The organism is Clostridium aminobutyricum (genome assembly GCF_017255415.1).
GTDB lineage: Bacteria > Bacillota > Clostridia > Peptostreptococcales > Anaerovoracaceae > Aminipila > Aminipila aminobutyrica.
On the sequence record NZ_JAFJZZ010000002.1, the window covers coordinates 92,604 to 116,318 of the forward strand.

Annotated in this window: 19 protein-coding genes; 2 read left to right on the plus strand and 17 right to left on the minus strand. The window is 42.6% G+C overall.

Annotated features, from left to right (window positions below; all coding sequences use genetic code 11):
* Positions 1-225: 225 nt before the first annotated feature.
* The 7 genes from JYB65_RS06655 to JYB65_RS06685 all read right to left on the minus strand — a co-directional run bounded on the left by JYB65_RS06655 (position 226) and on the right by JYB65_RS06685 (position 9,129).
* Positions 226-1,638 carry an APC family permease gene (locus tag JYB65_RS06655; RefSeq protein WP_206581877.1) on the minus strand — a complete coding sequence of 471 codons (1,413 nt, stop codon included), beginning with the start codon at positions 1,636-1,638 and terminating at the stop codon, positions 226-228.
* 536 nt (positions 1,639-2,174) lie between these two features.
* The gene (locus JYB65_RS06660) at positions 2,175-3,587 is read right to left on the minus strand and encodes an APC family permease (RefSeq protein ID WP_206581878.1); all 1,413 of its coding nucleotides are present in this window, start codon (positions 3,585-3,587) and stop codon (positions 2,175-2,177) included.
* Between the two features lie 372 nt (positions 3,588-3,959).
* Positions 3,960-5,348, minus strand: coding sequence for a sigma-54-dependent transcriptional regulator (locus JYB65_RS06665; RefSeq protein ID WP_206581879.1), 1,389 nt, complete (start codon positions 5,346-5,348; stop codon positions 3,960-3,962).
* 338 nt (positions 5,349-5,686) lie between these two features.
* Positions 5,687-7,027: an FAD-dependent oxidoreductase gene (locus tag JYB65_RS06670; RefSeq protein ID WP_206581880.1), complete on the minus strand. Its 1,341-nt coding sequence runs from the start codon at positions 7,025-7,027 to the stop codon at positions 5,687-5,689.
* A 91-nt stretch (positions 7,028-7,118) separates the two neighbouring features.
* Positions 7,119-7,871 carry an exodeoxyribonuclease III gene (locus tag JYB65_RS06675; protein ID WP_206581881.1) on the minus strand — a complete coding sequence of 251 codons (753 nt, stop codon included), beginning with the start codon at positions 7,869-7,871 and terminating at the stop codon, positions 7,119-7,121.
* Positions 7,868-8,347: a threonine/serine exporter family protein gene (locus JYB65_RS06680; protein ID WP_206581882.1), complete on the minus strand. Its 480-nt coding sequence runs from the start codon at positions 8,345-8,347 to the stop codon at positions 7,868-7,870. Before JYB65_RS06680 ends, JYB65_RS06675 begins: the two co-directional genes overlap by 4 nt.
* The gene (locus JYB65_RS06685) at positions 8,344-9,129 is read right to left on the minus strand and encodes a threonine/serine exporter family protein (RefSeq protein WP_206581883.1); all 786 of its coding nucleotides are present in this window, start codon (positions 9,127-9,129) and stop codon (positions 8,344-8,346) included. The genes JYB65_RS06680 and JYB65_RS06685 overlap by 4 nt, the downstream gene beginning before the upstream one ends.
* Before the next feature lie 181 nt (positions 9,130-9,310).
* Between JYB65_RS06685 and JYB65_RS06690 the strand changes: the two genes are divergently transcribed.
* Together JYB65_RS06690 and JYB65_RS06695 are read left to right on the plus strand one after the other, a co-directional pair.
* Positions 9,311-9,466, plus strand: coding sequence for a hypothetical protein (locus tag JYB65_RS06690; protein WP_206581884.1), 156 nt, complete (start codon positions 9,311-9,313; stop codon positions 9,464-9,466).
* Between the two features lie 323 nt (positions 9,467-9,789).
* Complete coding sequence (locus tag JYB65_RS06695; RefSeq protein WP_206581885.1) at positions 9,790-10,071, plus strand: DUF503 domain-containing protein; 282 nt, start codon at positions 9,790-9,792, stop codon at positions 10,069-10,071.
* 75 nt (positions 10,072-10,146) lie between these two features.
* Here the strand turns inward: JYB65_RS06695 and JYB65_RS06700 are convergent, their stop codons facing one another.
* The 10 genes from JYB65_RS06700 to JYB65_RS06745 all read right to left on the minus strand — a co-directional run bounded on the left by JYB65_RS06700 (position 10,147) and on the right by JYB65_RS06745 (position 23,665).
* A complete protein-coding gene (locus tag JYB65_RS06700; protein ID WP_206581886.1) occupies positions 10,147-10,854 on the minus strand; it encodes a pseudouridine synthase in 708 nt (235 codons plus the stop codon).
* A gap of 269 nt (positions 10,855-11,123) precedes the next feature.
* Positions 11,124-12,437, minus strand: coding sequence for a phosphoribosylamine--glycine ligase (gene purD, locus JYB65_RS06705; RefSeq protein WP_206581887.1), 1,314 nt, complete (start codon positions 12,435-12,437; stop codon positions 11,124-11,126).
* A gap of 18 nt (positions 12,438-12,455) precedes the next feature.
* The gene (gene purH, locus JYB65_RS06710; RefSeq protein ID WP_206581888.1) at positions 12,456-13,991 is read right to left on the minus strand and encodes a bifunctional phosphoribosylaminoimidazolecarboxamide formyltransferase/IMP cyclohydrolase; all 1,536 of its coding nucleotides are present in this window, start codon (positions 13,989-13,991) and stop codon (positions 12,456-12,458) included.
* A 6-nt stretch (positions 13,992-13,997) separates the two neighbouring features.
* Entirely contained in the window at positions 13,998-15,416 is a 1,419-nt protein-coding gene (locus tag JYB65_RS06715; RefSeq protein ID WP_206581889.1) for an amidophosphoribosyltransferase, read from the minus strand.
* 46 nt (positions 15,417-15,462) lie between these two features.
* On the minus strand, positions 15,463-16,056 hold the full coding sequence (gene purN, locus JYB65_RS06720) for a phosphoribosylglycinamide formyltransferase (RefSeq protein ID WP_206581890.1): 594 nt from the start codon (positions 16,054-16,056) through the stop codon (positions 15,463-15,465).
* The gene (gene purM / locus JYB65_RS06725) at positions 16,050-17,081 is read right to left on the minus strand and encodes a phosphoribosylformylglycinamidine cyclo-ligase (protein ID WP_206581891.1); all 1,032 of its coding nucleotides are present in this window, start codon (positions 17,079-17,081) and stop codon (positions 16,050-16,052) included. The genes purN and purM overlap by 7 nt, the downstream gene beginning before the upstream one ends.
* A 2-nt stretch (positions 17,082-17,083) precedes the next feature.
* The gene (purF, locus tag JYB65_RS06730; RefSeq protein WP_245156614.1) at positions 17,084-18,511 is read right to left on the minus strand and encodes an amidophosphoribosyltransferase; all 1,428 of its coding nucleotides are present in this window, start codon (positions 18,509-18,511) and stop codon (positions 17,084-17,086) included.
* A gap of 17 nt (positions 18,512-18,528) precedes the next feature.
* Entirely contained in the window at positions 18,529-19,233 is a 705-nt protein-coding gene (gene purC / locus JYB65_RS06735; protein WP_206581893.1) for a phosphoribosylaminoimidazolesuccinocarboxamide synthase, read from the minus strand.
* Between the two features lie 93 nt (positions 19,234-19,326).
* On the minus strand, positions 19,327-19,809 hold the full coding sequence (gene purE, locus JYB65_RS06740) for a 5-(carboxyamino)imidazole ribonucleotide mutase (protein ID WP_206581894.1): 483 nt from the start codon (positions 19,807-19,809) through the stop codon (positions 19,327-19,329).
* A gap of 49 nt (positions 19,810-19,858) precedes the next feature.
* Positions 19,859-23,665 carry a phosphoribosylformylglycinamidine synthase gene (locus JYB65_RS06745; RefSeq protein WP_206581895.1) on the minus strand — a complete coding sequence of 1,269 codons (3,807 nt, stop codon included), beginning with the start codon at positions 23,663-23,665 and terminating at the stop codon, positions 19,859-19,861.
* Positions 23,666-23,715 lie beyond the last annotated feature (50 nt).

Consider the following 23,715-nt stretch of genomic DNA (forward strand, 5'->3'; position numbering starts at 1 on the left):
GTGTATTTTATCTGTTTTGTTTCAATTATTTTAAATACTCTAAAAAATATATTATTACTACAATAATATAAGGGCCGTGGCGTAGAATAATAGGTACGCAAAAAGGACTGCTTTTCAGCAGTCCTTTCTTTTTGGAATATTTTTCAATTCATTATTAATAAGGTTTATTTCCTTATATTTGGTAAGCTCACTTTTTAAATAAAAGCAACTTTACCGATGTCGTCATTATTTCTGGTTAACGTATTCTTCTCCGAACATCAAGATTTCTCTTTCTCTTGGAGTAACGTCCTTATACTTAACCTTCGCATAGATTGCTAATAAGAATGATACACCGAACCAACCAAGAACTACTAACCATTCAACTGGAAGAAGCGGAGCAGGACCCATTGGTAAGTATAGGTATAAGAAGAATAATGTTACAAATACAGACATCACTGCAACCAATCCGAATGCAGGAACCTTATAAGGTCTGTGCAACTCTGGCTGCTTAATTCTTAATACGATGAAGGATAATGTTACCATACCGTACATGATTACAACTCCGAAAGAAGCTGCATCTACGAACCAAACAAGAGCACCCTTACCAAGGAAGCAAGATAAAGTTGAAATAATACCGCATACTAGTACTGCATGTGTAGGAGTACCGAACTTAGGATGGATGTATCCAAGCCAAACCGGTAACATCTTAGCATTTGCTAAGGAGTAGATTACACGAGCAGCTCCGTAAAGGAATCCGTTCCAACTTGTTACGATACCGCAGATTGCACCAACGATACAAACCTTACCCCAAGCTGCACCACCGAAGTTGTATGCCATAGCATCCGCTACAGGAATTGTTCCGTTTACACGGATTTCTGTAGGAGCGGACAGACAAGTAGATAAAATCATCAAGATATACCAAGCAGCCGCAGCTAAAATGGACATAATCAACAAGCTAGGAATCTTCTTTAGAGGTACGTTCATTTCTCCAGCGGACTGAGGAATAACGTCAAATCCTACGAACATAGCCGGTACCATCAATAGTACGGATGCAAATCCAGCGAAGTTTGTAACCATAGGCTGTGCATTGGCGAAATCACCCATAGCAAGACCGCCGCCTAAGAAGATAATTCCAACTGCGATCAGACCAACGGTAGCGATGTTCTGGAATAATGCAAATTCCTTCGCTCCACGATAGTTTAGAGTGGTAAGAATGATGGATCCAACAACAGCTACAGCAGCCCATGAGCCATATACTTCAAATCCTTGGATTGTCCATAAATATCCAATTTTTGGAATAGGGAATACATAGTCAATCGCTGTTGCGAAAGCAGGACCTTCCCAAGCAGCTACTCCTAAGTAAGCCAAACCGGTACCAAGACCTGCCACTACTGCAGCCCAGTAACCCATTGACTTATACGAGAATACTACGGAACCGCCTGTGAATGGAATAGCAGGCGTTAACTCTGCATATGCCAAACCGATAAAAACACATAATACCGCACCAACTAGGTATGCGCCGATGGCACCCATCATACCTGCGTCAGCAGCCCATTTTCCGGAGAGCATGATCCAGCCCCATCCGATCATCGTTCCAAAAGCCATAGCTAAAATATCTTTTGTGCTAAAGCTCTTAACGAGTTTTTGTTCTTGACTCATTATTTGTTCCTCCTTAATAATTTTGTCTTAACATAAGATTAATAATTCCGACATGCTTATATTACGCAATCCGCATGCCAATTATTGCTTATGGTTTTAATAGGTTTTTATAATTGAATTTATTTTCTGTAAAATATGTTCATTTTTGAATGTTTAATTAGATTAAATTTTCAAAAAAACTAATAATTTTAAATTTTCATACGCTGCTTATCATTGATTTTTGTCGATTTTTTTGAGAATTTTTTTTCTGATCTTAGGTATTAACACAATAAATGCGAAAGTTTTTTCGCATTTTAGACCCCATTTATTTCTTTGGAACAAAAAATAAAAGAACTGCTTCTTGAGCAGTCCTTTTATTTTGGAATATTTATTAATCTATATGACAAGACCTCATCACCTAACAATATATATCTACAAATCGGCGATTTGTGATTTCCTTGCAATAAGGTTGTCATCAATCTGCATAACAAATGGATAAGCTATTCTCTATAATAATTTTGATTTTAGAACTCATCCCGAAATTACCATCGTTGTCATTATTTCTGGTTAACGTATTCTTCTCCGAACATCAAGATTTCTCTTTCTCTTGGAGTAACGTCCTTATACTTAACTCTCGCATAGATTGCTAATAAAAATGTTATGCCGAACCAACCAAGAACTACTAACCATTCTACTGGAAGAAGCGGAGCAGGACCCATTGGTAAGTATAGGTATAAGAAAAATAATGTTACAAATATAGACATTACTGCAACAAATCCGAATGCAGGTACTTTGTATGGTCTATGTAACTCAGGCTGTTTGATTCTTAATACGATGAAGGATAATGTCACCATGCCGTACATGATTACAACTCCGAAAGAAGCTGCATCTACGAACCAAACAAGAGCACCCTTGCCAAGGAAGCAAGATAAAGTTGAAATGATACCGCATACTAATACCGCATGTGTAGGTGTACCAAACTTAGGATGGATATATCCAAGCCAAACCGGTAGCATCTTAGCGTTTGCTAAGGAGTAGATTACACGGGCACCTCCGTAAAGGAATCCGTTCCAGCTTGTTAAGATACCACAGATTGCACCAACGATACAAACCTTGCCCCAAACTGCACCACCGAAGTTGTATGCCATAGCATCCGCTACAGGAATTGTTCCGTTTACACGGATTTCTGTAGGCGCGGATAGACAAGTGGATAAAATCATCAAGATATACCAAGCAGCAGCTGCTAAGATGGACATAATCAGCAAGCTAGGAATCTTCTTTAGAGGCACGTTCATTTCTCCAGCGGACTGGGGAATAACGTCAAATCCTACGAACATAGCAGGTACCATCAATAGTACGGATGCAAATCCAGCGAAGTTTGTAACCATAGGCTGTGCATTGGCCATATCACCCATAGCAAGACCGCCGCCTAAGAAGATAACACCAACTACAATCAGACCAACGGTAGCGATGTTCTGGAATAACGCAAATTCCTTCGCTCCACGATAGTTCAGCCCTGTGATGACAATAGATGCAACGATGGCTACAGCAGCCCATGATCCATATACATCATAGCCTTGGATCGTCCATAGGTAACCAATTTTTGGAATAGGGAATACATAGTCAATCGCTGTTGCAAAAGCAGGACCTTCCCATGCAGCTACTCCTAAGTAAGCCAAACCGGTACCAAGACCTGCCACTACTGCGGCCCAGTAACCCATTGACTTATACGAGAATACTACGGAACCGCCTGTGAATGGAATAGCAGGCGTTAACTCTGCATATGCCAAACCGATAAAAATACATAATATAGAACCAACTAGGTATGCGCCGATGGCACCCATCATACCTGCGTCAGCAGCCCATTTTCCGGAGAGCATGATCCAGCCCCATCCGATCATCGTACCAAAAGCCATAGCTAAAATATCTTTAGTGCTAAAGCTCTTAACGAGTTTTTGTTCTTGACTCATTATTTGTTCCTCCTTAAATAATTTTGTCTTAACATAAGATAAATAATTCCGACATGCTTATATAACGCAATCCACATGCCAACTTTTGCTTATGGGAGTGATAGGTTTTTATTATTGTATAAAATTGTACATATTTTCATGAAAATATGTTTATTTTTGAATGTTTTATTAAATAAAATATTTTTAAAAATAAATAATATTTCTATTAATCGTTTGCAATTATTTGTTTATTTTTGCCATATTATCGTATTTTTTGCGAAATTTTTTTCTAAACCTCCTTAAAATAAGAAATCAGGTGCGAATTTTTTTTCGCACCTGATTTTATTTCTTATCTTTTAATTATTATAGAATACGTTTTTCATCTTCACTAGGTTATCGAAGTCCGTATTCCGTTATTTTATTCAGAAGTTGTCTTCTGGTTATTCCAAGAATTTCTGAAGCACGGTTCATATCATGTCGGCATTCATCTAAAACACTCTTGATATATTTGCTCTCCAATTCCTTCCGCAGTTCTTTCAGTGTTCTGTCCAATTTAGGCTCAGAAGTCAAATTAGAATGAGGAAGAGTGATATAGTCCTCCGGTTTTACCTGAAGTTTCTCGCCTTCCGCGCGAATAACTCCATCCTCTGCAAAAACAACCAATCGTTCAATCTTATTTTTTAACTCCCTGATATTCCCTGGATAATTATATTCCAGCAACGATGCCATTACGTCAGAGCTTATAGCAAGCTTTTCAACCTCCATCTCTCTTCCAATCATACTGACAAAATAATCAATCAGCAACGGTAAGTCTTCCTTACGTTCCCTGAGCGGAGGCACAGTAATAATAATCGTGCTTAAGCGGTAAAACAAATCTTCTCTGAATCTCCCTGACGCAATTTCTTCTTCCAAGTTTTTGTTTGTCGCCGTAATTAATCTAAAATCTACCTTCGTTTCTTCATTGCTTCCCATCCTGCAAATGGTTTTGTTCTCAAGAACTTTTAACAGCTTTGCCTGCATAGTCAATGAGATGTCTCCGATTTCATCCAGAAATAAAGTTCCGTGATCTGCCGCTTCGAAGCGTCCTACTCTTTTTGCCGCGGCTCCTGTAAACGATCCTTTTTCGTGACCAAAAAGTTCTGATTCTAACACATTCTCAGCTATTGCATGACAGTTAAGATCCATAAAAACGTTATTTCTTCTATTACTCTTTGAATGGATGTATCTGGTCAACACGTCTTTCCCCGAGCCGGACTCTCCCAGTATTAAAATATTGGCATTGCTTTTCGCTGCTTTTTCTGCCATCGCTAAAGTCTTTGCATAAGCAGGATTTCTTGTAATGAGCATAAACTCCCCTAGAATATCATCTGCTTCATGAACCGGCTTTCCATTTTTTTGTTTTTCTTCCGCCCGTTCTAACGTTTCCGCATAAAGCCCTTCTATTTCGATGAGCAAGCTCTCGGGGCTGTCACCTTTTGTAACACAGGTGTATGCTCCATTTTTCATACTTTCTACCGCTTTTTCAACCGTCCCGTACGCAGTAGAAACAATCACGTTTACATTGGGGTATTTTTCCTTTATTTTGGCAAGCAATTCATTTCCATCCATCTCCGGCATGATTAAGTCCGTAACGACCAAATCAAATTGCTTTTCTTCCAGCATCTTAAGCGCAGCAAAGCCATCTATGCAAGTATCTACATGATACCCCTTAGACGTAAAAATCATTTTTAATACTTCGCAATAATCCTGTTCATCATCTACTATAAGAATATTAAAATCCATTTTCTTTACATCGCTTTCTATTCCACCAATAACGTTTTACAGCTATTTCTATTTTACCACAAATAATAGTAGAAAACAAATAAACATGTGAATTTCTATACTTAAATTCTTGTATTTTTCAAGCACCGACACCTATTATATTTACCAGCTCAAAAATTTTTCTTTATTTTTTTATTTATGGCAAATTATATTCTTTACCATAAAAAAAGAGCGTGAACTTTTTGATCCATTCACCTCTTTTTTGATATCTTTATTCATTTAACAGGTCTGCCAATGAGTGAAAATAGTCCGAGAAATTTTTTTCTTAACAGTGGAATAAAATTTCTATTTACTACCCCTTAAATCATTTTTTCACTATAGATGCCCTTGAGTCCGCTGCGTGCCACGCGATTAGTGACTTCTTCCGGATTGATTGAATACAATTCCCGTTCCTGCATTCTCTTAAAATATTCTGCTCCGGCAAACGTATATCGGGTCATCAGTCCTTCGCTGGTTTTAAGCCGTTCGTTGGCATACGCGATCAGATCCCCTGTTGCCAGCTGACGAGGCAATTCCATCGGTTTCAATCCTTTTAGATATCTTGCTGCATTATATCCTGCCAGGCTTCCGGTTGTAATTGCTTCCGTATGCCCTACAAAAAGTCCTGATTTTTCACCTCCGCAAAGCAAGTTTTCTATACCGGCGACTTTCATATTGTCTTCCCGTTCCGTCACCGATAAGTATCGGATGGAATTTCCCTTTCCTCCTGCGTATGGGTCTGCATATCTTGCATTTTCGAAACCTTCCACCTGTCTCAATTTCTCCAATGGGAAAAATGGAGTCATAATTTTAGCATATCCGGTATCCAATAAGACGATATTTTCAGCATATTCATCAAGCGCATATTGCTGGCAAACTTTCAGATTCAATTTTTCCTTTACGATGTCTTTTTTCTCAAGAGGTATAACAGCAACTCCGGTATCATTGAGCACTCGCTGTATTTCCTCCGAAAGAGAATCTTTTTCGAGTTTTCCTGAACCGCTGAATGCCCCCCAAGCGCCGTCTTTCCTCATGCCCATGATATCATTTACACCTGCTTTTTGCGAAATACTGACTCTAGGGCCGAAAGCAGGGCATCGGAGAATACACATGCAGCATCCATTCCCGTAAGCCAGGCAATTCCCCATAGGTCCTGTAGATCCTGTACATTCAACGAAAACATCCCCCTCTATCTTAAATTCTCCCGTCTTTTTGCCGACAGCTACGCCGCTGCCGTCTGCCAAAATAATTGATTTTAAGTACTTGCGAGGTTGTTCTCCGGGCAGTTCAATCGTTTCCATTTCTACATCGATAGCCCTTGCCATCAGATGAATTTCAACACCCATTTCTAAAAGCAACCTTCTGACCTGAGGTTCCACCCTCATCACATCATACAAGCTGGCATGTTTATGACCGGGAAAATCAACATTTACATGTCGTGAGCACTGGTCGGTTATTCCAAATAGCTCTTTGGCCCCCAATGCAATATTTTCCTCTGCCGCTGTAAACCTGCCGTTATTACGCATAATTCCCCCGACATTGCCTAGTCCCAAAAGCAAGTCCGTCTTTTCTAAAAGCACTACTTCCGCACCTGCTTTTCGAGCTGACACGGCAGCAGCGCATCCGCTCCAGCCCCCGCCGATAATTACCACTTTATACATAAAAAATCCCCCTCGATTCGAAGCTCTAAAATATCACATATTAGAATATTCGAGTCAAAGGGGTTTGGTGAGTTATAGTTTTATAAGTTCTTTATTTCAATTCTAAGACGACCGGACAATGATCGCTTCCAAAGATATCATTTCGGAGCTGAACCTCCTGTATCCTGTCTTTCATCCGTTCAGACAGCAGAAAATAGTCAATTCTCCAACCTGCGTTGTTGGCTCTGGCATTAAAACGATAAGACCACCACGTATATTGGCCTGTGGTATCCGGATATAAGTATCGGTAGCTGTCCACCAATCCAATTCCCAGCAGCTGTTCGAAGGCATCCCGCTCCTCGTCTGAAAAGCCTGCATTTCCCCGATTCGACTTCGGATTTTTCAAATCAATTTCCTGATGCGCTACATTCAAATCTCCGCACAGGATAATAGGTTTTTTCTGATCCAGCTCTTTCAGATAGTTTCTCCTAGCGGCTTCCCATTCCAGTCTATAATCAATGCGAGCCAGTTTATCCTGAGCATTTGGCGTATACTCCGTTATTAAATAAAATTCGGGATACTCTAGCGTGATAGAACGGCCTTCCATATCATGCCCTTCTGCTCCAATATCATAAGAAACAGACAGCGGCGCTTCTTTAGCAAAAATCGCCGTTCCTGAATAGCCTTTCTTTTGTGCACTGTTCCAAAACTGTCGATACCCTTCCAGCTTCACCTCTGCCTGCCCTTCTTGCATCTTCGTTTCTTGCAGACAGATAAAATCAGGAGACTCCAATTGTACAAACTCTAAAAATCCTTTTCCCATACAAGCCCTTAGGCCATTTACATTCCACGTTATAAACTTCATTCTGTACCTCTCATAGTATTCTTTTTCGTTATCCGCTTCTGAAATTTAGATGACACGACATGGCGTATCCTCAATATAGAACCTACAACCAGCAATCCTACCGAAATGCTGCCTGCCATCAGCAACGTTTCAGTTCCCTTCGCCGCGGAAGCCGAAAGATCCCCGTTTATTAAGTATAAAGTAGTGTAATACATACCGGCACCCGGCACCAATGGAATGATCCCCGGTATAATATAAATAATAGCTGCCTCTTTACAAACTCTTGATAAGATATCTGCAAACAGACCCACTATACACGCACCGAAAAAACACGCCAGCAATTTGCTCTGTCCGTCCTGAATGGAATACATATACGTTGCCCAACCAGCCGCACCAACGAATCCTGCCCCTATAATTTTCTTTGTCGGCACATGAAATAAGATGCAAAATCCAATCGTCGCTAAAAGGCCAAAGATGAACTGCAAAAAAATATTCATAGAATCGCACCTCCGAAAGCCACCCATGCACGAAGTACGACACCGGCCCCTGCTGCTAACGAAATGGCAATACAGAAGGCCTCTGCAATCCGCACCACTCCTGCCAGCATGTCCCCCGCCAACATATCCCGTATCCCATTGGTGATGGCCACTCCGGGTACAAAAAGCATCAGTGCTCCTATGATAATCGCACTGGAAGACGAACCAAGTCCTAACGAAGAGCAAACAAGTGCCAAAATCGTGGCTAATGCACAGCAGCAGAAACCTTTGATAAAAAAATTCGTCTCTATTTCGTCAAATAAAATAGAAAGCAAATAGCTTATCGCACCGATAAAAAAAGCACAAAAATAGTCTTTTAAATCCCCGCCAAACATCAGACAAAAAAAAGAAGATACCAATGATGCTCCCAAAAGCCTTAACGGCAGCCGATACGGTTTTGTTTTCGAGATTTGCTTTACCCAGTTCATCCCGCTATCCACGGTTAAATCTTTACTGGCAAAATCTCTTGAAAATTGGTTCAGTTCAGAAATCCGCCCAAGGTCAATACCTGTCCCTCGTATTCTTTTTATATACGTAAACATCTCACGGTTATCTTCACCTTGATCTATTGAAACAAATATCCCCGTAGGAATCGCAAAGACCTCCACATACGGCATATCCGCCGCTTTACAGATCCGTTCAACCGTATCTTCTACCCGATAGATTTCAGCCCCGCTTTTCATCATCGTTTCGCCTGCAAACAATGCAAGAATCAATATTTTTTTTTGCATTTGTTTCGTCATCATCTTTCCCCTATTGTATTGCTCAAATTTCTTATTTCTTAGTATACAACAACTGCCGAAAAAAAACAGCAAACTTTATCAAAAGCACTTGACTTAATCGATTTATCGCTTTATTATATTAATGTATAAAACAAAATATAAAAAGTATCTTTTACATACATCTTTTAGAAGGGGGTCCTTTATGAAAATTATCATTAAAGACGATCTAGGCAATATCGTGATGGAGAAAGAATTTAACGAAGAAGAAACATCGCTCAGCTTGAGTTTAGAAAATGGGCAGGTTACCGTGGAACCGGCAGAAGCATCTCCAACTGCTTATATTGGCTGCTATCATTAGTTAAACTTAATGCCTTTTAAAGGTCTTATTAAGCACAAAATAAATACAGCGATAAATAACGGCAGTACTTGTACTGCCGTTATTTATTACGTAGGAAATATCGCTTGCAATATAGACGAAATATCATAAAAAGCTACGACTAAACGCGAGCGAATACAAACTACGAGCGCCTCGCAGAGGCTTTTTTTGTTTGCCGATAATAATTTTTAAAGTATCTATTCCAAGGCAAAAAATGCCTTAGATCATCAGAAAAACATTGAATATTAATACTATTGATTTTGTGGTATAATAGACTATATTATACACAATAAAGAGGTGATTCCATGTTCGTCGGAACAATGCTTTTAGAACTCCATGCACCATGGGTACATTCATTAAAAGAGAAGCGTATGATTGTAAAAAGTATCTGCGCAAAAGCCAGCAATAAATTTAATATCTCCATAGCAGAGGTAGACAAACAAGATGTCCATCAATTTATTGTAATAGGGTTGGCCTGCGTCAGTGACGAAACTGCACATTGTGATAGCATCTTACAAAATGTCTTGAACTATATAGAAGATACTAATGAAGCTGAGGTCACTAGAGTGGAACGGGAAATCATTTAATTTTAGGTTTCCTTCAGTAATGAACTATTAAAAGCGCTGTTTACCATCAAAAATAGGTAACAGCGCTTTTCTTTTTTAGCAATCCTTAAGATATTCAATTTCTTTCGGAGTCAGTTTTCGATAGTGACCTACCATGAGACGTCCAAGATATAATTCTCCGACTGCGGTTCTTTCCAATTCCTGTACTTTATTGCCGACCGCAGCAAACATTTTTCGCACTTGACGATTTTTTCCTTCTGTAATCTGAAGTTCCACAATGGCAGAACGTTCCCCTTGCTTAATCACTTTTACTTTCGCTTTAGACGTAACAAAACCACCAATATCCACCCCGTTTTGCAATCTATTGATCCGCTCTCTCGACAATACGCCGGAAACCCGCGCTCGATAGGTCTTATAAATCTGATGCTTGGGATGCGTCAGCCGATATGCCATATCTCCATCATTGGTCAGCAGCAACAGTCCTGACGTATTGTAATCCAGTCTTCCTATCGGAAATAACCGGGCATCCACATCCGCTACTAAATCCAGCACGGTGGGTCTGCCTTTTTCATCGGATACGGAAGTGATATAGCCTAAAGGCTTGTTGAGCATGATATAGACCGGTTTCTTAGCAACCGCTTCTATCTCTCTGCCATTCACCTCGACTACATCCCCTTCTTGGACTTCGGTACCCATTTCTTTTACAGTCATCCTATTTATTTTAACATTTCCGTTTTGTATCAGTTCATCTGCCTTTCGCCTGCTGGCTATACCGGCTTGTGCGATGTATTTGTTTAATCTCATGTTATATTCTCCTAATCGAATTTACTCGTATTAGTATACCATATTTCTTTACAATAAAAAAGATGGTTTCACCCACCCTACTAGGGAACCCAACGTCCTCGCTCCCCGCTGTCCCAAAATAAAAGAGGAATCATTTAGACAGGCAATATTGATGGATGTTTTGAAATGTTTATCTTTTCAAATTTCGTAAATGAAATTTATAAAAAGATTCATCCTGAAACATTGCCTGTCTAAATAACGTTACTTCCTTAATTTAGACAACGCTTTTTTTATTTCTTTAAGATTAAACCAATGTCATTTCTATATTGCAGCCCTTCAAAATGGATTCTTTTCACATTCTCAAAAGCTTTCATTCTGGCTTCATCGTGTGTATTGCCAAGAACGGCAACCCCTAAAACCCGGCCTCCGTCGGTTACAATATCCACCGTTTCCACGCGCTCAATCCCACAGCCGCTGTCGCCTGCCAGTTTACTCGTATTCAATGCTTTTGTCCCTGCATGGAACACTACTGCATCTTCGTCCACTTCTTCCAGCCCGGTAATTACTTTACCTCGTTCATAATCTCCGGGATATCCGCCGGAAGCCAGTACCACACAAACCGCCTTCTTGTCACTCCATTGAATGTTTATGTCTGCTAAACGATTATCCACCACCGCATCAAAAATCTCATAAAGATCTGTCTCCAACCTTAGCAGCACGGATTGAGTTTCCGGATCACCAAACCGATTGTTAAACTCGATGACCTTCGGTCCGTTTTCGCTGATCATCAGCCCGACGAAAAGAACACCCCTAAAATCCAGTCCGTCCTTTTGGAAACCAGCTAAGGTAGGCTCTAAAATTTCGGTTCGGATTCGTTCTTCCAATTCCTTATTAAACACCAAGCTTGGAGAATACGTGCCCATTCCGCCTGTGTTCGGCCCTTTATCGCCATCAAAGATTCGCTTATAGTCCTGCGCGGATTCCATCGGAACAATGGTATGTTCATCCACAAAGCAAAGCATGGAGGCTTCTACGCCGGTCAGGTATTCTTCTACAACGATCTTATCTCCGGCATCACCAAAAACCCGCTCGCCCATCATTTCTTCAATGGCATGTACAGCATCCTCTTTTGTTTCCGCAATCACGACCCCCTTACCGGCTGCAAGTCCATCTGCTTTAATGACCATAGGATAGCCGTATAGACCGACCTCCTCAAGAAGCTCGTTTTTATCGGTAAACTCTTTATATCCTGCCGTAGGAATGTTATGTCTTGCCAAAAATGCCTTTGTAAACGCTTTGCTTGCCTCAAGCTGAGCGCATTTTTTATTCGGTCCGAAGGTTCTTACGCCAATATCCTCCAATTCATCTACAATACCAAGCGCAAGAGGTACTTCAGGGCCGATGACTGCCAGATCAATTTCTTTCTCCGCTGCCAAACGGCAAATACCTTTTATATCCTCCGCCTTGACCGCTATGCATTCTGCCACGTTCGCAATTCCTGCATTTCCGGGGGCACAGTATATTTTATCTACGTTTGGGCTCTGCGCCAGTTTCCAAGCAATCGCGTGTTCTCTGCCTCCGCCGCCCACAATTAATACCTTCATACGTACCTCACTTTTCCATTAATGTTTAAAATGTCTCACACCCGTAAATACCATCGCAAGACCAAGTTCATTCGCCTTTTTGATGGACTCTTCGTCCCGGATGGAGCCTCCCGGCTGGATAATCGCCGTCACACCTGCTGCCGCAGCTGCCGTCACACAGTCATCAAACGGGAAGAAGGCATCGGAGGCAAGAACAGAGCTCTTCAAATCAAATAAGGATTGTTTGATTGCATTCTCTACGGCCCAAATTCGGTTGACCTGTCCCGGCCCGATTCCTAATGTTTTCAAATCCTTCGCAATAACAATGCCGTTGGATTTAATATGCTTCACCACTTTCATCGCGAAACGCATATCCTCCATTTCACGCTCTGTAGGAATCCGGTCGGATACAATCTTTAAATCCTCTTCTGCAAACAAGATCTCATCGGTATCTTGAACAAGCAACCCACCCGAAACTTTCTTGACATCCAGTTGGCCCTGCGGTCCTTTCGCTTCAATCTGATCCAGTTTTAACAGCCGGATGTTTTTCTTCTGAGTCAAAATTTCCATTGCTTCCTGTGTAAATTCCGGTGCGACGATGATTTCAACAAAAATTTTGCTGATCTCTTCTGCCGTCGGTCCATCAATCGGCCTGTTTGCTGCAACAATACCTCCATAGATGGAAACCGGGTCCACTTCGTACGCTTTCTGATAAGCAGAAAGAATGTCAAAACCGCTTCCTACACCGCAAGGGTTCGCATGCTTTACCGCCACAATTGTCGGTTCACTGAATTCTTTTAACGTTGCCAGTGCTCCCTGTGTGTCATTAATATTATTGAAAGAAAGTTCTTTTCCGTGAAGCTGAACGGCATTTACCAGAGAACCGTTTGCAGGCTGTATCTCTTTATAATAAACTGCCTTTTGATGAGGATTTTCCCCGTATCGTAAGTCCTGAATCTTTTCGAAAGTCAATGTAAGATTATCAGGGAGTTCTTCACCGATTTGTTTTCTCAAGTATTCTGAAATCATGGCATCATAAGCAGCCGTATGCTGGAATACTTTCAATGCAAGCCTATATTTCGTATCGAGTGAAACGGTTTTATTTTCCTTTAATTCTGCAATAACCTTTTCATAATCGGCAGGATCGCAAAGGACCACTACGTCTCGGTGGTTTTTCGCTGCGGAACGAAGCATCGTTGGGCCGCCGATATCAATATTTTCAATCGCTTCCTCAAGCGCCACCCCCGGCTTCTTAATCGTCTCTTTGAATGGATATAAATTGATTGCCACGATATCGATGGTTTCGATATGTAAATCTTCCAGCTGCTGCATATGCTCCGGCTTATCTCTCCTAGCAAGGATGCCGCCGTGAACTGCCGGATGAAGCGTCTTTACTCTGCCATCCAAGCATTCAGGAAATTCGGTCACCTCTGAAATTCCTTTTACTCTTATGCCATTATCTGCAAGCCGCTGATGGGTTCCGCCTGTTGAAATAATTTCTACACCAAGTTCTTGCAATGCTTCTGCGAAAGCCACCACACCGGTTTTGTCCGATACACTTATTAATGCTCTCATTTATATTTACTCCTTTCCGTTCCAGCAATAGGTACAAAGCTTACATCTGTCAATACCGATAGCCTCTAACGTATCCTCTAAATCCTGGTATCTCAAACTATTGAAATTTAATTTTTCTCTGATCCTCTCCACCATATCCGCATGCTTCTGTGTCTTTGAAGATGCATATTCGGCAACCAGCTCCCCGGTTACTTCTTCCGGACTCAAGTTTTCCAGTTCACAAATCACACGGCGTGCAATTAAATCCATCTCACTTACCGAACGGGAAAAATTCAAGTACTTACAGCCATACATAATAGGGGGACAGGCTGATCGCACATGGATTTCCTTTGCACCGTTCTCATGCAGATACGTTACGGTTTCGGAAAGCTGCGTTCCTCTCACGATGGAATCATCCACCAGTACAAACTTTTTATCGTGAATAATCTCAAACACCGGAACCAGCTTCATTTTAGCAATCAGATTTCTGGCTTTTTGGTTCTGCGGCATAAAGCTTCTCGGCCAAGTAGGCGTATACTTGATAAGCGGTCTGGCGTATGGAATTCCGGATTTATTCGCATAACCGAGTGCGTGAGCAACACCGCTGTCCGGCACCCCTGCCACATAATCTACATCCAGATCGCCGTCCTTTTCTGCCAGCAATGCACCGTTTCGATGACGTGCTTTTTCCACATTTTCACCTTCATATACCGCGGTAGGATAGCCGAAATAAGTCCATAGAAACGTACAAATCCGCATTTCTTCCTGCGCTTCACCCACTGTTTCTATAAGTTCAGGCGTAATGAGAACAATTTCGCCCGGCCCTACTTCTCTTATCTTTTTATACCCTATATTAATAAAGGAGAACGATTCGGAAGCAACACAATAGCCATCTTCTTTCTGTCCGATAATAAGCGGCGTCCTTCCGAATTTATCTCTTGCGGCATACAGTCCATCCGGGGTCAGCACCAACATGGTACAAGAACCATCGATTTTTTTCTGCGCCGTTCGAATCCCTTCTGCAATAGTACGTCCGGTAGAAATCAACGACGCTACCAATTCCGTATTGTTGATCTGACCACCGCTCATAGCCATAAACTGATTGCATCCATTGTTTAAAAGCTCCCGGACAAGCTGCTCCTTGTTGTTGATTCTGCCTACCGTTCCAACGGCATAATGACCTCGCTGACTGTATGCCGTTAAAGGTTGCGGCTCACCGTCACTGATGCTTCCGATTCCCATCGACCCTTTCATTTCACCGATTTCTCTTTCGAATTTATTTCTGAAAGCCCCGTTTTCAATGCTGTGAATGGCCCTGCTAAAACCGTTCTCACCGAAAACACACATTCCGCCTGTTTTCGTCCCAAGGTGGGAATGATAGTCCGTACCAAAGAATAAGTCCATTACAATATCGTTCTTCGATACTGCTCCAAATAAGCCGCCCATTTTTCCTCCTTCATTTTACGTCTAGCAGACTCTGTCTCAAGAACTGCTAGTGATTCATTTTTTCTATCACCGTATTAATTGCCTGTGTCAATAGTTGATGTTCCTCTTCAAGGACTCTGGCTGCCAATGTGTCTGCCGTATCTCCTTCCAGAACGGGAACTTTTTTCTGTACAATGATTTCACCGGTATCAACGCCTTCATCTACATAATGAACCGTCGCACCGCTTTCGGTTTCACCGGCATCAAGCACCGCCTGATGTACTTTTTTTCCATAAAATCCCGCACCGCAGAATTTCGGAATCAAAGAAGGATGAATATTGATGATTCGTCCCTGATAGGCTTGTACCAGTTTCGGCTGTAATACACTCATATATCCTGCGAGAACAATCAAGTCGGTTTCTTCTTGCTTGAGTGTTGCCAAAAGTGCTTCGGTTCTGGCTGCCATGTCGGGGTATTCGTTTTTACTGATCACACGTGCCCTAATCCGATGCTTTTTCGCTCTTTCAAGGGCATACGCATTCGGATTGCTGGATATGATACAACCGATTTGGGCTCCCTGTATTCTCCCCGACTCGATGGAATCGATAATCGCTTGCAGATTGGTTCCTCCCCCGGATACCAAAACCGTTATCCTTAGCATAACGATACTCCTTCACCCGAAATGATTTCTCCGATTAGATCGACCGTTTCTCCGGCGTTTCGAAGGGTTTCTAACACTGCTTGTGCCTCTTCTTTCGCTACGATCATCATCATGCCGACGCCCATGTTATAGGTCGAAAACATTTCTTTTTCCTCTACATTGCCGCACTTGCTGATGTACGAAAAAATCGGCGGAACCTGCCAGCTGCCTACATTAATTTTCACACCAAGTCCTTTTGGAATAATTCTCGGAATATTTTCAAAGAATCCGCCCCCGGTAATATGGATGATGCCGTTCACTTCATGCTTGCCTAAAACAGCATTGCACGCATTGGCATAGATTTTAGTTGGTGTCAGCAATGCCTCCCCTAAAGTCATTCCAAGTTCTTCTACATGATCTTCTACGTTCATTTGGAGTTTTTCAAAAAATACCTTTCGTACTAAGGAATAGCCATTGCTGTGAATGCCGCTGGAAGCAATTCCAATAACCTGATTTCCTTCTGCAATCTTCTCTCCGGTAATCATTTTACTTCTATCAACTATCCCTACCGAAAATCCGGCCATGTCATATTCACCTTCGGAATAAAAGTCCGGCATCTCCGCTGTTTCACCGCCGACCAAAGCACTCCCTGCCTGAACACATCCATCCGCAATCCCTTTCACGATAGCTGCAATTTTTTCCGCTTTTACGCTGCCTGTTGCAATATAATCCAGGAAGAACAAAGGCTTTGCTCCTTGGCAAAGAACATCATTGACGCACATAGCCACGCAATCGATACCAACCGTATCGTGTTTGTCCATCAGGAAGGCAATCTTTAATTTGGTTCCTACGCCATCTGTTCCGGATACAAGCACCGGTTCCGTCAGTCCTGCAACATCCAGTTTAAAAAGGCTGCCGAATCCGCCGAGCCCTGTAAGGACATTCTCGTTAAAGGTTTTTTTCACGTGGGGCTTCATTAAGTTGACAGCTCGTTCGCCTTCTTTTGTATCAACGCCGGCATCCTTATAGGTTAATTGTTCATCCATTTTTATTCCTCCCATTTCATGCTTACTTCCGGCAGTTCCATCGGATAATCTCCCGTAAAGCAAGCTTTGCAGATCTTGTCACTGCCTAGCGCAATGGCTTCCAGCATTCCTTCTACACTTACATACCCTAAGGAGTCCGCTCCCATACCTTCACAAATTTCTTCTATGGTATGTGTTGCCGCGATTAACTTATTTTTGTTTGGTGTGTCGATACCAAAGAAGCAGGGATCCGTAACAGGAGGAGAGGCTACTCGGACATGAACCTCTTTTGCTCCCGCATCTTTCAGCATCTTTACAATTTTTACACTAGTCGTTCCCCGTACGATCGAATCGTCGATCATGATAATCCGTTTGCCTTCCACATTTTCTCTGAGCACATTCAGCTTTAATCGTACGCTCAGTTCCCTCATTCGCTGATCAGGCTGTATAAAGGTTCTTCCCACATATCTGTTTTTTATAAAACCTTCCCCGTAAGGAATCCCAGATTCTTTTGCATAGCCAATAGCTGCAACCGTTCCCGAATCCGGCACGGAAATCACCACATCCGCATCCACCGGATGTTCTTTTGCGAGAATTCGTCCGCAAAGATTTCTGGCTGTGTATACATTCCGACCGTCTATATCGCTGTCCGGTCTTGCAAAATATACGTATTCAAACGCGCAAGAAGCCTTGCTGCATTTTTTCGCGTAAGGGAAGGATTTGATTTCATGATTTTCGATCACCACCATTTCTCCCGCTTCCACATCTCGAATCAGCTTCGCACCAAGAAGCGGAAAAATGCAGCTCTCAGAAGAAAGAACAAAGCCATCCGGCGTTTTTCCGATGCATAAAGGCCTGATTCCGTTCGGGTCCCGTACACCGATTAATTTATCTCCGCAAGTAATGACAAGCGCATACGCGCCTTTCACCACTTCAAGGGTCTTGGTAATCGCCTCTTCAATGGTATGATCCTTGATATGCCTTGCAATGAGTGCCGCAATCACTTCAGAATCAATCGTCGTTTGGAAAATAACACCGTTGTCCTGCATCTCTTCCCTTAGGATTCTTGCATTCACCAGATTTCCGTTATGGGCCAGTGCCAAGGCACCGCCTTTATAGTAGACAACCAGCGGCATGGCATTGATCGCATGGCTTTCCCCGGCAGTCGAATAGCGCACATGGCCGATGGCAATGTCTCCCTGCAAGCGTTCAATAATTTCATCATTAAAGATCTCCTGCACCAGGCCCATTTCTTTGTAGTATTGAATCTTTCCTCCATAATTGGCTGCAATACCGGCACTCTCCTGGCCCCGATGCTGCAGCGAATGCAATCCAAAGTACACCGATCTGGCAATATCTTTTTTCCCGGGAGCATACACGCCGACTACCCCGCATTCATCATGGAATTTTTCTTCTTCGAACTCTCTCAGTTCCTGGTTAATATCAAACATTGTTGTCTCCATTGTCCTTATTTCTTTATTCTGTTAAATACTTCCTGATAAGTCTCTTCCACATTTCCAAGGTCTCTTCTGAATCGGTCCTTGTCCATTTTTTCATTGGTATTTACATCCCAAAGCCGACACGTGTCAGGCGAGATTTCATCTGCAAGAATCACCTGTCCGTCATGTAAGCCGAATTCAATTTTAAAGTCAATCAGTTTTAAATCCCGTTCAAGGAAAAACTCTTTTAGCGCCTCATTCACTTCATACGCATACTTCTTCACATCAGCAAGGTGTTCTTCTGTAGTCAATTCAAGTGCTAGAATATGGTCATCATTGATAAGAGGGTCCCCTAGATCATCGTTCTTATAGGAAAATTCCAGAACCGGCTTCTTAAACAGAATGCCTTCTTCTACGCCATATCTTTTGGAGAACGAACCGGCAGACACATTTCGGATGATGACTTCAAGCGGAAGAATTTGAACAGCCTTTACCAAGGTCTCTCGTTCGCTTAGCTGCTTCACCAAATGTGTAGGAATACCTCTCTTTTCAAGCATCTCAAAAATAATGTTAGCCATTGTATTGTTTACGATACCCTTCCCGCCGATCTGTCCCTTCTTTAGCCCATTGAACGCTGTGGCATCATCTTTATAATCAACAATAAATAGCTTTGGATCATCTGTTTTAAAGACTTTCTTTGCTTTTCCTTCATAAATCATTTCTAACTTCTCCATCTTTCAATCCTCCTATATTTTCTTCATTTTACGATTCATAATTCATAATCGTTTATCCTCTGGGCCCCTAGGCGAAAAGGACTGTCTCATTTCTTACTTGTTACTAAATTCTGAATCAATGGCAATAATATCTTCTTCCATTTTAACTTTATACGCTTTCATTTTTTCTCGAAGTTCAGGATATTTGATACTAAGCATCTGCACCGCGAGCAGCCCTGCATTCTCCGCTCCGTCAATCGCTACGGTTGCCACCGGCACCCCTTTCGGCATCTGTACAACGGAAAGAAGAGAATCCAATCCGTCTAACGTGCTGGACTTCATCGGAATCCCGATGATAGGTAGCGGCGTGGTAGCGGCAAGTACTCCTGCCAAATGAGCCGCCTTTCCTGCTGCCGCAATAATCACTTCAATGCCTTTTTCTTCTGCTGTTTTAGCAAACTCTTCAGCCACCCTCGGCGTTCTGTGTGCGGAAATAATTCTGGTTTCTGTTTCTACGTTGAACTCCTTTAAAATGTCTTCGGTTTTTTGAACCACCGGATAATCCGATTTGCTGCCCATTACAATCGCAACTTTCATAAAACAACTCTCCTTTTTTCATCAAGCGACTTTCGTCATACGATTTTATCTATTTAAAATATTTCACACCGGATTCAAAAATTTTCTGATCCGTGTTTCCTTGTATATTCTTATACACATATTGTCCGATTCGCTCGGAATGTCCCATCTTGCCGAATACACGACCGTCCGGAGAAGTAATCCCCTCAATTGCCATGGTGGAGTAATTCGGATTGAATTTGATGTCCATGGATGGGGTTCCGTTAAATCCAACGTATTGGGTTGCTACCTGACCTCCCGCGATGAGCTGATTCAGCACCTCTTCATTCGCAATAAAACGTCCTTCGCCATGGGAAATTGCCACGGTATGAAGTTCACCTACTTGTGTTCCCGCGAGCCATGGAGACTTCACGGAGGATATTCTTGTTCTGACCAAACACGATGCGTGGCGGCCGATTTTGTTATACGTCAGCGTCGGCGCTTTTTCATCCAAATCCAGTATTTTTCCGCATGGTACCAAACCGAGTTTAATCAACGCTTGGAATCCATTACAGATACCGAACATTAAGCCGTCCCTGTTTTCCAGTAAGTCCGTTACGGCTTCTTTGATCGCTGGATTTCTGAATACCGCTGTGATAAATTTTGCCGAACCGTCCGGCTCATCACCGCCCGAAAAACCACCGGGGATAAAGATGATTTGACTTTGTCTGATTTTCTGCTCCAATTCGTTGATGGAGTCAATCAGCTGATGCTGCGTCATGTTTCGGATAAGTTGGATATCCGTCTCCGCTCCAGCTCTTTCAAATGCACGCTTCGAATCCACCTCACAGTTTGTCCCGGGGAAGGTCGGAATCAGCACTCTCGGCTTTGCGATCTTTATCGCAGGCGTATAGGTACACTTTCCTTCGTACGAAATCGTCGGGACAACCGTCTGATCGATCGTTGTCTTCCAATCCGCAGTGCGAACCGGAAATATACTTTCCAGCGGTGCAGACCACTGTCTTATAAGTTCGTCGATAGAGAGGCCAAGGGCTACGCCAATCGGCTTTTTGTTATCATCGGTAATCTGGATAGCGATTTCTTCTCGGTCATCCGTATGGCCGATGACCTTATGTCTCAATCCATCAAACAACTCTTCCGCATTTTCGTCTTTTGAAATTTCTAAAATTAGAGCACCATAGTACTGCTCATGCAGTTCCCGCTCACTGACATAATCCAGACCCACGCCGACTTTATTGCCGACTGCCATCTTCACTAAAGAAATAAAGATTCCGCCTCTTCCCACCGTATTAGCAGAAAGAATCTTTTTCTGGGCAGTTAATTCACGTACCCTTGCCATGCTCTTTCGGTACATGTCAAAATCGATAATTTTATCTTTATTCCATTTTGGTGCTAAAAATACCAGCTGACTGTCCTTGCGTTTCAGTTCGGTGGAAACCACCTCTTCCGCATCTGCAACAGATACTGCAAAAGAAACCAGAGTCGGCGGTACATTGATGTCCATGAATGTGCCGGACATGCTGTCTTTTCCTCCGATAGCCGGAATGTTGAGCTCCTTCTGAACCTTCAATGCACCGAGCAGCGCAGAGAACGGTTTACTCCAGCTTTCCGGGTTTTCTGTCATTCGTTCAAAGTATTCTTGGAATGACAATCGAACCTTCGTATAATCTCCTCCCATAGCCACGATCTTCGTCACTGAATCAATCACCGCATACATCGCTCCATGATAAGGGGAGAATTTAGCAATCTGAGGGTCGAAGCCGTAGGTCATCAGCGTGGCAGTAGTAGTTTCACCTTCTGTCACCGGAAGCTTTGCCGCCATACCCGCAGCCGGAGAAAGCTGATGCTTTCCTCCGAGAGGCATTAGCACAGTCGCCGCACCGATGGTACTGTCAAAGCGTTCGACTAAGCCCTTTTGACTGCAACAATTTAAATCCTCTAAATGTCTGGTTATTTTCTTAATACTTCCATCATCTAAGGTAGTAATATCTACATTATTTTTTACGAATACCGTGGCTTCCTGTGTTGCACCGTTGGTATTTAAGAAAGCTCTGCTTAAATCTAAGATGCATTTTTCCCGCCAGTACATCCTGAAACGTCCTGTATCGGTTACTTTCGCTACCACCACAGCTTCCAGATTTTCCTGTTGGGCATACGCAATAAACTGTTCTGCGTCTGCCTTGTCTACTACGACAGCCATTCTTTCCTGAGATTCGGAAATAGCCAGTTCCGTTCCGTCCAATCCGTCATATTTTTTAAGAACTAAATCAAGGTTCACATCTAAGCTGTCAGCCAACTCTCCGATGGCAACAGAAACGCCGCCGGCGCCGAAATCATTGCATCTCTTGATTAAAGTAGAAACTTCTTTTCTCCTGAAAAGACGTTGAATATTCCTTTCAACAGGAGGATTTCCTTTCTGAACTTCCGCACCGCAAGTCAAAATAGAATCTTCCGTATGCTCTTTGGAGGAACCGGTTGCGCCGCCGCATCCGTCTCTGCCTGTTCTTCCTCCTACCAATACAATGCAATCGCTTTCTATGGGGGATTCTCTTCGAACATGGGAAGCCGGGGCTGCTCCGATTACCGCTCCGATCTCCATCCGTTTTGCAACATAGTCCTTATCATATATTTCAACGACCTGGCCTGTCGCCAAGCCAATCTGATTTCCGTAGGAACTGTATCCGGCCGCCGCACCCTGTGTAATTTTCCGCTGCGGTAATTTGCCCGGAAGGGTTTCTTCAATCGGGGTTCTCGGATCAGCAGAGCCTGTCACTCTCATCGCCTGATATACATACACTCTGCCTGAAAGAGGATCTCGGATGGCTCCGCCAAGACAAGTAGCTGCACCGCCAAACGGTTCAATCTCAGTTGGGTGGTTATGCGTCTCGTTCTTAAACATGACCAGCCAATCTTCTTCACGACCGTCGATCTTCGCCTTCACCTTAATACTGCATGCGTTGATTTCTTCCGATTCATCGAGGTCTTCCACCAAGCCTTTTTTCTTCAGATACTTTGCGCCGATGCAAGCCAAATCCATCAGGCAGATATCCTTGCCGCCTTCTTCGGAAGATTTCTGTGCTCTTTCTCCGTACACTTCCTGACGCATTTCCAAATATTCTTCAAAGGCCTCCTGTATGACCTGTGTATACTCACCTTCTTCAAATCGAATATCCGTCAGCTTGGTCATAAACGTCGTATGTCTGCAATGATCAGACCAATAGGTATCTACCACTCTGAGTTCAGTAATACTTGGATCTCGTTTTTCCTCTTTTTTAAAATACTCCTGAATAAACAAAATGTCTTTTGCACTCATCGCAAAGCCCATCTCTTTTCGGAAGGCTTCCAGCTTTTCTTCCGCCATATTGATAAAGCCTTTTACAAGGGTGACATCGTCAGGTACAACGCTTTCCAACTTTAAATTCTCAGGTTTCTCCATGCTCGTTTCCTGCGAGTCCACCGGATTGATGCAATAATGCTTAACAGCCGCAAATTGCTCCGTGCTTACCTCCCCTTCAAGAGCAATGATTCGAGTGAACTTTACCACCGCGTTGACTTCTGCATTCATCATCTTGATGCACTGCGCGGCAGAATCCGCTCGTTGGTCGTATTGTCCGGGCAGATATCCGACCGCAAACAGGTTCTCTCCCAATCCGTTTGGGAGTTCTTCTTCATACACCACATCGATCGCCGGTTCTGCGAAAACAGTGTATTTTGAGTTTTCATAAGTGGTTTCATCCACACCTTCTACGTCATATCTATTAATAACTCGAACGTTCGTCAATCCTTCTAAATGAAGATTCTGCTTCAGATCCTCGTATAAGCCTTTTGCCTCTATATTGAACCCTTGCTTCTTCTCTACATATATACGTTTTACCATCACGCGTCCCTTTCTCCGTATAATTACCAATTTATTTCGGGTAATTGTTC